Below are 8,743 nucleotides of genomic sequence, written 5' to 3'. Positions count from 1 at the left end.
GCTCCTCGCCGCCGGCGGCCTCACACCCTGACCCCACCGAATGTCCGAAGAGCCGGTTTAATGGAGGTTCTTGATCACCTGAAAGGGTTAAGAGCTAATGCCTGCTTTGAAGAAGTATCCGGCCGAGTTGAAAGAGCGTGCGATCCGGCTTGTGCTGGAGTCTCGTGAGCCTGATGGTGGGCGCCGTGGCGCGTGCACGAGGATTGGTCAGCAGCTCGGTATTCCCTCGGACACGTTGCGCGGTTGGGTGCAGAAGGCCGAGATTGATGGGGGTTTGCGTCCGGGCACGACCACGGATGACGCGAGCCGGTTAGCCGAGCTGGAACGTGAGAATCGGGAGCTGCGACGCACGAACGCGATTCTGCGCAGCGCGTCGGCTTTCTTCGCGGCGGAGCTCGACCGCCCACACAACAGATGATCGAGTACATCGATCAGAACAAAGCCGAATTCGGGGTCGAGCCGATCTGCGCAGAGCTGCCGATCGCCCCGTCAACCTACTACGCAGCCCGCGACAGAGCGCCCTCGAAACGCTCTATCAGTGACGCGCAGACCGCGGCCCAGATCCACCACGTGCACCGGAGCAATTACGGCGTCTACGGCGCCCGAAAGGTCCACGCCCAACTGAAGCGCGACGGCGAGACGGTGGCCCGTTGCACGGTCGAGCGGTTGATGCGCCGCGAAGGTCTGCGCGGTGTTTCGCGGCGCAAAGGCCCACGCACGACGATCGCCGGCCCGTTCAGTGAACGGCCGAGCGACCTGGTCGATCGGCATTTCACCGCGCCGGCACCAGACTGTTTGTGGGTGGCCGACATCACCTACATTCGCACCTTCTCCGGATGGGTATATGCCGCGTTCGTCCTGGACGTATTCTCCCGCCGGATCGTGGGCTGGCAGCTTTCCACGAGCCTGCACACGGAACTCGCCCTCGACGCACTGGAGATGGGCCTCTGGACCCGCCAGCGCGCCGACCGGGACCTGTCCCAGCTCATTCATCACAGCGACAGGGGCGTGCAAGGCGGATTCAACTGGTCGTCGCAACACCACCTGTTTGCAGCAAGTGTAGGTGATCGTCGAGTGCCTCGGCTGGGGTGCGCCAGCCGAGGCGTTTACGCGGTCGCGTGTTCAGGGCGTGCGCGACGGCGGCGAGGTCGTCCGCGGACCCGCCAGATCCGGTCCGTGGAAGACGGTCGAGGACCTGGAACTGGCGACCCTCGGCTGGGTGCATTGGCACAACACGCAACGCCTGCATGGCTACCTCGGCGACATCCCGCCCGCGGAGTTCGAGGAAGCGTTCTATGCTGGCCCAACAGCCGCCGACCGGCTGCTGGGAATCAAATAACGTCAGTCTCCATCAAACCCAGTGCGGTTCAGTCCGGTGAGCTCGTCGAGCTCCTGTGCGGGCATTTCCGAGAGTTCGCGGCGTTCTGTCGCGATGAGGGTCTTCTCGCTGTCGCTCTGACTGCTCACCGACACGTACTCGCCGAGTGTCATCGAGATCGCTCCGCCGACCAACGCCGCCGTTCCCGCGGTCAGGATCGGTGCCAGGTCGTTGGTGGCGCCGGCGACGCCGACGACGATCGCGGCGACCGACACGATCCCGTCGTTCGCGCCGAGCACCCCCGCGCGTAACCAGTTCAGTCGCCCTGCGATTCCGGCGGTATGCGGCTCACCCGTGTGTGGTCTCGTGGTGATCATGTGGGTGAAAACCTCCTCCGCCGGTCATGTCATCCGGCTGCTCCATTGCACCTTACCCGCCGCGGTTCGCAGCAGGACCTTCGGTCCTCCGGACCCCGCACCGCCGATCGTGCGCGGACGTGTCATCGCATCCGCTGTCCGGTGTATGCGAGCGAGGGCGCGGGGGCCTGCGGGATCTGCGGGGCAGTCGCAGATACTCGAAGTGCCCATCTAGCTGAACATCCCGATGGCGATCGATGTCACCGAGGTACCGCGACCATCTGGCGGAGCACCGTCTGGACGCGGCGGAACTGAGCTGAAGACGTCAGCATCGGTCTTGTCTCCTGCGACGGGGGGAGTTAATCTAATAGCGATCATGGTGGCATACAAGTGACATACAAGTGGGGGTTGGTGATGATCGAATCAGCGACGGACCGTGCGTTCACCGATACGAAGAGGCGGACTATCTCAGGGGAGTTGGCAGCGGGGTCGATGATCAGCGAGAACGACGTCTCCACCCGGTTGGGGATTAGCCGTACGCCTGTCAGGGAGGCGTTCGCTATGTTGCAGACGAACGGCTGGATGCGTCTCTACCCCAAGCGCGGCGCGCTTATCCTGGACGTCCCTCCGGAAGAGGTTGATAACATTCTTGGAGTACGCCTCCTGATCGAGGGCGACGCGGCTTCCGCGATCGCGGATACACCCGAGCGGCTCGAGGTGGTGGTGAGCCGATTGAGATCCCACGTGGCGAACCAGGACATGGCTCGAGGTGATGACGATCTTGATGCGTTCCTGGATGAGGATAGCTCCTTCCACCGGGCCATCATCGAAGGCGGCGGCAACGCTATCTTGGTGACGTTCTTCGACACGATCCGCGACCGCCATCACCGCATGATGGCCCGTTCGGTCTGGCACCGTCCGGGGTACAGCGAGCGAGTCGTTGCCGAACACGGCGCTCTCGTGGATGCACTCGAACGAAGCGATACCGACACCTTCCGCGCGCTGCTCAGCGAGCATTTCTCGGGCATCCATGGTCGCGATGCCACCGCCTTCAGCGGCACAGCCACCACCTTCGGGCCGTAACAGGTCGGACAACCAGGGCGCGACGACGTTTCGTGTCGAAATCACTCTCATCGAAAGCAGATCATGACTACCAAGAAGGTTGCGCTCGTCACGGGCGCGGGACAGGGAATCGGAAGAGGAATCGCGCTGAAACTGGCGCAAGACGGGTTCGACATCGGTATCGCAGACATCCCGGCTCAGGAGCAGAAAGGCGAAGCAGTGGCTGCCGAGATCGCTGCGTTGGGCCGGAGTGCCGTGTTCGTGCCCACCGACGTGTCGAGCAGGAGCGATGTCGAGGCAGCTGTCGAGCAAACGGCATCCCGACTCGGCGGGTTCGACGTCATCGTCAACAACGCCGGAATCGCACAGGTGAAACCCCTTCTGGAGGTCACCGAACACGATCTCGAGACGGTCTTCTCCGTCAACGTCAACTCCGTGATCTTCGGCATTCAAGCGGCCGTGCGAAAGTTCGACGAACTCGGGGTGAAGGGGAGGATCGTGAACGCCGCCTCGATCGCCGCTATCCGCGGCTTCCCCATCCTAGGTGCCTACTCGGCGTCGAAGTTCGCAGTTCGGGGCATCACCCAGGTCGCTGCCCAAGAGCTCGCACCGAAGGGACACACAGTGAACGCGTATGCGCCCGGAATCGTCGGAACCGGAATGTGGGACCTGATCGACGCTGAGATGCACAAGATCAACGGAAAACCACTGGGGAAGAACCTCCAGGACAACGTGGAGGGCATCGCTCTCGGTCGGATTGAGACCCCCGAAGACGTCGCCGGAGTCGTATCGTTTCTCGCCGGCGACAACGCTGTGTACGTCACCGGGCAGGTCATCATCGTCGATGGTGGAATGCTCTACAACTGACCGCGCTCCCTGTTGAACGCAACGAGATCGTGATCTCGTGTTCATCGGCGCATAGCCGTCATCTCCGCTCGGCGGCTTCACCCTGGCGGAGAAGTGCTTCCCCAACGTGGTTGACTTGAACAGACTGGGAGCATTGCCATCTCGCTCGAAACGCAGCCGCCCCGGTCAACGTTGTCCTCGGAGATGAGCGGCCTGATTGCTTCAGCGGGAACATCCGGAGGGGGCCACCAGCCAAAATCGCCCCTCACCCCGCTCTCGTCGAGCTTGCTATGAACTGTCGGGTGCGCTCGTGCTGCGGGTTCTCGAAGAACTCCACGGCTGAGGCATCCTCCACGATCTCGCCGCCGTGCATCAGCACGACGCGATCAGCGACCTCGCGTGCGAATCCCATTTCGTGCGTCACGACGATCATCGTCATTCCCCGCCGCGCGAGCTCGGTCATGACTTTCAACACTTCCCCGACGAGTTCAGGGTCGAGGGCGCTGGTGGGCTCGTCGAACAGCATGAGCTGCGGCTTCATCGCCAATGCCCGCGCGATCGCGACACGCTGCTGCTGTCCGCCGGAGAGCTGGGCCGGATAGTGCTCCATCTTATCGTCGAGGCCGACGCTCTCCAGCAGCTCGCGCGCCTCCGCCTTCGCCGCGGCACCCGACAGTCGCCGCACTGCACGTGGCGCTTCCATGACGTTCTGCAGGGCGGTCATGTGCGGGAACAGGTTGAAGCGCTGGAACACCATGCCGATGTGCGCGCGCTGCGCTGCCATCCCTCGCTCGGTGAGCTCGCGGACGCCGTCGCGATACTCACCGAAGCCAACGAGCATGTCGTCCACCCAGATCTGACCGGCATCGATCTTTTCCAGCCGGTTGATCGCCCGCAGGAGCGTGCTCTTGCCCGCGCCGGACGAACCGAGCAGACAGACGACCTCGCCCGCGCGCACATCCATCGTGATGTCGCGGAGCACGGCGTTGTCGCCGAAGGATTTCTTGACCTGCCGGATGCGCACGAGCGCCGTGTTGTCATTCATCGATACCTCGCCGGGAGAAGGGGGGACGCACGAGTGCGTTGCGGATGGCCGTCCGGAGGTTCCGCGGACGACCGCGTCGGGTGCTGCCGTCGAAGGCGCGTTCCAAGTAGAACTGGCCGATGCTCGCGATAGTCACGATGATCATGTACCAGACCGCCGCGGCGAACAGCGTCTCCATCACCTCGAGATTGCGGCTGGAGATGTTCGCTGCCGCCTTCACGAGCTCGAAGTAGGTCACCACCGATGCGAGCGAGGTGGTCTTGAGCATGTTGATGAAGTTGTTGCCGGTTGGCGGGATGATGATGCGCATGGCCTGCGGCAAGATGATGCGTGCCAGCGTACGCATCGGGCTCATCCCGAGGGCATGTGCAGCCTCGGTCTGGCCGCTGTCGATGCCTTTGAGCCCACCGCGGATGATCTCGGCCATGTAGGCGCTCTCGTTGAGCGCGAGACCGAGGAGCGCGGCAGTGAACGCGGTCATGATGGCGTTGGTCGGCTGATCGATCAGCGTCAAGTTCGTGAACGGCACGCCGATCACGATGCGGTCGACCACGAGGGCGAGGTTGTACCAGACGAGGATCTGCACGAGCACGGGGACACCGCGGAAGATCCAGATGTATCCGGTCGCCACCGAGATGGCCACCGGATTGCGGGAGATGCGCATGATCGCGATGATGACGCCGATGATGACGGCCACCAGCTGCGCGGCGACCGCGAGGAGCACGGTGTTCCATGCGGCCTGGGCCATGGTGTCCAGCACGACGTACTGCAGCACGTGCGGCCACTGGATTCGTGCACCGGCCAGCACGATGATGATCCCGGCGACGGCGGCGAGCACGATGATCGCGCTCACCCATCGCCAGAAGTGCAGACGACGGTAGATTCTGGGCGCCGCCAGCGGAGTGCTGATGCGGGCGGTCGGGGGTGATGTCTTCACGGGTTCCTTTCGGGGAAGAGGAGCAGAAGCGGGGGACGGCCGAGACCGTCCCCCGCCCTCACTACTGTCCCGCGTTGATCTCGACCGTCTCGATGGCTCCGGCCTGGAGCCCCCAGGCCGCGAGGATCTCGCCGTACGTGCCGTCATCGATGAGGGACTGCAGCGATGCCGCGAGCGCTGCCCGCAGCTCCGGCGTCTCCTTGTTGACTCCGATGCCGTAGAGTGCCCCCTCGAGCGGGGGCAGGTCAACGACCTCGAAGTCCTCGCCGGAGTTGGCCGTCTGGGCGATGTAGACGAGGTTCGCCAGATCGTTGAGCTCGGCGGTCACGCGTCCGGTCTTGACCGAGTTCAGACGCTGCTGGTCGTTGTTCACGGTGACGACGTCGATCGCCTCGGCACCATCGGCGACGCACTTCTCGCTCAGCGCCAGAGCCCAGGCCTCCTGCGAGCTGCCGACGCCTGCCGTCACGCCGTGTCCGCACAGGTCGGCGGGCTCGACGATGCCGTCGGGGTTGCCCTTGGCGACGAGGATGCCGATGCCGGTCTTGAAGTAGTCGATGAAGTCGACCATCTCCTGGCGGTCGGGGCGATCGTTCATGCCCGCCATCGTGAAGTCGACGCGCTGCGACTGCAGGCTCGTGATGAGGTTCTCGAACGCGGAGTCGTTGTAGGTGACGTCGACACCGAGCCGCTTCGCCATCGCGGTGGCGAGATCGACCTCGTACCCGATGGGCGTCGTCCCGTCGGCCGCGTAGAAGTTGGCCGGTGGGAACTGCAGGTTGGAGCCGACCTGCAGAACTCCGGCGTCCGAGTACTGCGCCGGCAGCAGCGCGGCGATCTCGGAATCCTCTGCCACCCCGGAGATGATCGCCGCCGCCGGCTGGTCGTCTGCGGTGGGCGCCGACGACTCGTCCGTGTCGGTGGGGAGCGTCGACGTGCACGCGGACAGGGCCGCGATGCCGACGAGGGAGAGGGCGAGGAGGGAAAGACGTGACTTCATTGTGTGTCCTTTCGGGTGGGGTGGAACGTTCAGAGGGTGAGTGCACGCACCGCATGGAGAAGGCGATCGACATCTTCGACCGAGGTGTACGGGGCGATGCCCGCGCGTACCGCGCCGTCGCGCAGATCTGCCCAGTCCTCGGCCTCGATCGCATAGAAGCTGCCGCCCATCACGGCGACGTCCGCTCGCCCGAGTGCCGCGCAGGCCTCGGCTGTGGTGCGGCCGTCGATACGGAACAGGACGGTCGGCACATGCGTGCGCGGCGCACCGACGCGCTCAACGCCGTCGATCTCGGCGAGGCCGTCGACGAGCCGCTTGAAGAGCGCATGCTCGTGTTGCGCGACCGCCGCGTAGGAGCGCTCCAGCCGCTCGCGGCGCGTGCCGTCACCGGGGATGATGTCAGCCAGGAACTCTACCGTCTCTGTCACGCCGGCCAGGAATTCATAGGGCAGCGTGCCTAGCTCGAATCGCTCGGGGACCTGCATGGTCGACGGGCGGAGCTTGTCGGGGACGAGCGCCTCCAGCTTCTCGACGTTGGATCCCAGCACGCCGATGTGAGGACCGCAGAACTTGTACGGCGAGCACACGATGTAGTCGGCTCCGAGGGCGGTGGCATCGACGAGCTCGTGGGCCGTGTAGGCGACGGCGTCGACGTAGATCTCTGCTCCGACCGCGTGTACGGCTGCCGCGATCGCCGCGATGTCCGGCGCCGTGCCGTACAGGTTGGACGCCGCGGTCACGGCGACGAATCGCGTGCGGTCGCTGAGCACGCGACGCACATCGTCGACTGTCAGGTCGCCGGTCTCGCGGTCGAAGTCGATCCAACGCAGGGTCGCGCCAGACAGCTCAGCGGCGAGCACCCACGGTCGCACGTTCGCGTCATGGTCGAGGCGGCTCGCGACGATCTCGTCGTCGGGGCCGAGGCTGCGGGCGACGGCTCTGGCCATGTCGAAGGTGATCTGCGTCGCGCTGCGGCCGAAGAACACGGCACGCGGATCGACGTTCAGGAGGTCGCCGATCGCGGCACGGGCGCCGCGCACGATGCGGTCTGCGTTCTGCTCGCTGTAGTTGTTTCGGCCCCGCTGGGAAACGGGACTCACCATCGCGTCGCGGATGGCGTCGGCGACGCGGGTCGGGGTCTGTGTACCACCGGGCGCATCGAATAGGGCGCTTCCCGTGCGCAGGGCGGGGAACTGCTGGCGCACACGGGAAAGAGGGTAGGAAGAGGTCATTAATCGCGCTCCGGATAGAGAATTACGAGATGGCGCGGGTATAGCCAGGCGCTCGACAGCCGGTCGAGAAAGCGCCACCTCAGAACAGGATGGATGGTACGGCGACGGTGCACCGAGTATCGGCGACGACTGGGCCAAATCGCGTCGGGCGAAAGGTCCCTGGGCTACAGCCCCGCCGAGCGCAGCGATGATCCGCCGATGCGGCCGTTGCGGCGCTGGCGCTTCTCACCGTGCGCACCGTACATACGTCGTCTCCATCGAAAGTTCGGGAGAGCGCGAGGCTCTATAAGCGTGATGCTAGCACGCTCTTTTTCATTATGAAATCGATTTCTTGATTACTGCTCACAGCCATAGTCGTGCGGTGCTATCGCCGTGTGCTTCAATTCCCCGGCTTCGACCCGCACTCCACGCCCTTGTCGGGTGAGCCGCGAAGATCTACAGGGTGCAAGACCTCGATTCTCGCTGCTGGTACCGCAAAGCATTTGTGAATAACAAACTATTAGCGGTAGGCTCATGATATGGCATGGTCGAGAAGCGGTCGCACACTTCCCCTCGTTAGCTATCTGGCGCGAGCAGGCTGGCGAGCCTTGGATGCATCGGCGCAACCCGGCGACATTACCCACAGACAGCTTCTTGTGCTCACGCTCCTGAAGGAGCGCGGAGACTTGGCGCAACAGGACATCACGCACGTGTTCGGGTTGGATGCCAGCAATGTCGTGGGACTTCTCAACGAGCTGGAGGAGCTCGGCCTCGTACTCCGACGCCGAGACCATACGGACCGGCGACGTCACATCGTCGAGCTCACATCCGGAGGTGCTCTCGTGCTCGACAGCACCTTCGCTCGGTTGGCCAGCATCGAGGACGAGCTGCTGTTTTCTCTGTCCATGCAAGAGCGGGAGACGCTACACCGCCTCCTCTTGCAGATCGTGACCTCCAGATAGCAGACG

9 protein-coding genes, 2 pseudogenes and 1 other annotated feature are annotated in these 8,743 nt (G+C 64.1%); of the genes and pseudogenes, 6 read left to right on the top strand and 5 right to left on the bottom strand.

Features of this window, described 5'->3' with window-relative positions:
* Nucleotides 1-97: 97 nt before the first annotated feature.
* The 3 genes and pseudogenes from FM104_RS13745 to FM104_RS16340 all read left to right on the top strand — a co-directional run bounded on the left by FM104_RS13745 (nucleotide 98) and on the right by FM104_RS16340 (nucleotide 1,339).
* On the top strand, nucleotides 98-418 hold the full coding sequence (locus FM104_RS13745; RefSeq protein ID WP_087132794.1) for a transposase: 321 nt from the start codon (nucleotides 98-100) through the stop codon (nucleotides 416-418).
* Nucleotides 376-489: a sequence feature (AL1L pseudoknot), on the top strand. Its footprint overlaps the gene before it by 43 nt.
* A pseudogene (locus FM104_RS16905) lies at nucleotides 415-954 on the top strand (IS3 family transposase); the annotation flags it as partial. (Overlaps the previous feature by 75 nt.) The gene FM104_RS13745 and the pseudogene FM104_RS16905, both read left to right, overlap by 4 nt.
* 109 nt (nucleotides 955-1,063) lie before the next feature.
* On the top strand, nucleotides 1,064-1,339 hold the full coding sequence (locus tag FM104_RS16340; protein ID WP_373407854.1) for a hypothetical protein: 276 nt from the start codon (nucleotides 1,064-1,066) through the stop codon (nucleotides 1,337-1,339).
* Nucleotides 1,340-1,368: 29 nt separating this feature from the next.
* Here the strand turns inward: FM104_RS16340 and FM104_RS13730 are convergent.
* Nucleotides 1,369-1,695: pseudogene (locus FM104_RS13730) on the bottom strand (VIT1/CCC1 transporter family protein); the annotation flags it as partial.
* 393 nt (nucleotides 1,696-2,088) lie between these two features.
* On the opposite strand from FM104_RS13730, the gene FM104_RS13725 reads away from it, so the two are divergent.
* Nucleotides 2,089-2,757 carry a GntR family transcriptional regulator gene (locus tag FM104_RS13725; protein ID WP_256971672.1) on the top strand — a complete coding sequence of 223 codons (669 nt, stop codon included), beginning with the start codon at nucleotides 2,089-2,091 and terminating at the stop codon, nucleotides 2,755-2,757.
* A 63-nt stretch (nucleotides 2,758-2,820) separates the two neighbouring features.
* Nucleotides 2,821-3,603, top strand: coding sequence for an acetoin reductase (locus FM104_RS13720; protein WP_087132791.1), 783 nt, complete (start codon nucleotides 2,821-2,823; stop codon nucleotides 3,601-3,603).
* Between the two features lie 244 nt (nucleotides 3,604-3,847).
* On the opposite strand, the gene FM104_RS13715 is transcribed toward FM104_RS13720, so the two are convergent.
* From FM104_RS13715 to FM104_RS13700, 4 genes are all read right to left on the bottom strand, one after another.
* Nucleotides 3,848-4,627 (bottom strand): amino acid ABC transporter ATP-binding protein, encoded by a 780-nt coding sequence (locus FM104_RS13715; protein ID WP_087132790.1) that lies wholly within the window; start codon nucleotides 4,625-4,627, stop codon nucleotides 3,848-3,850.
* On the bottom strand, nucleotides 4,620-5,564 hold the full coding sequence (locus FM104_RS13710) for an amino acid ABC transporter permease (RefSeq protein WP_218778584.1): 945 nt from the start codon (nucleotides 5,562-5,564) through the stop codon (nucleotides 4,620-4,622). The genes FM104_RS13715 and FM104_RS13710 overlap by 8 nt, the downstream gene beginning before the upstream one ends.
* 61 nt (nucleotides 5,565-5,625) lie before the next feature.
* Nucleotides 5,626-6,564, bottom strand: a complete 939-nt coding sequence (locus FM104_RS13705; protein WP_087132788.1) for an ABC transporter substrate-binding protein — start codon at nucleotides 6,562-6,564, stop codon at nucleotides 5,626-5,628.
* Nucleotides 6,565-6,593: 29 nt separating this feature from the next.
* A complete protein-coding gene (locus tag FM104_RS13700) occupies nucleotides 6,594-7,796 on the bottom strand; it encodes a cysteine desulfurase-like protein (protein ID WP_087132787.1) in 1,203 nt (400 codons plus the stop codon).
* Nucleotides 7,797-8,314: 518 nt separating this feature from the next.
* Between FM104_RS13700 and FM104_RS13695 the strand changes: the two genes are divergently transcribed.
* Nucleotides 8,315-8,737: a MarR family transcriptional regulator gene (locus FM104_RS13695; protein ID WP_087132786.1), complete on the top strand. Its 423-nt coding sequence runs from the start codon at nucleotides 8,315-8,317 to the stop codon at nucleotides 8,735-8,737.
* The last annotated feature ends 6 nt before the right edge of the window (nucleotides 8,738-8,743 follow it).

It is taken from the genome of Microbacterium esteraromaticum (assembly GCF_900163815.1).
In the GTDB taxonomy this organism is placed as follows: Bacteria; Actinomycetota; Actinomycetes; order Actinomycetales; family Microbacteriaceae; genus Microbacterium; species Microbacterium esteraromaticum_B.
This window is presented reverse-complemented; position numbering and strand designations above follow the sequence as displayed.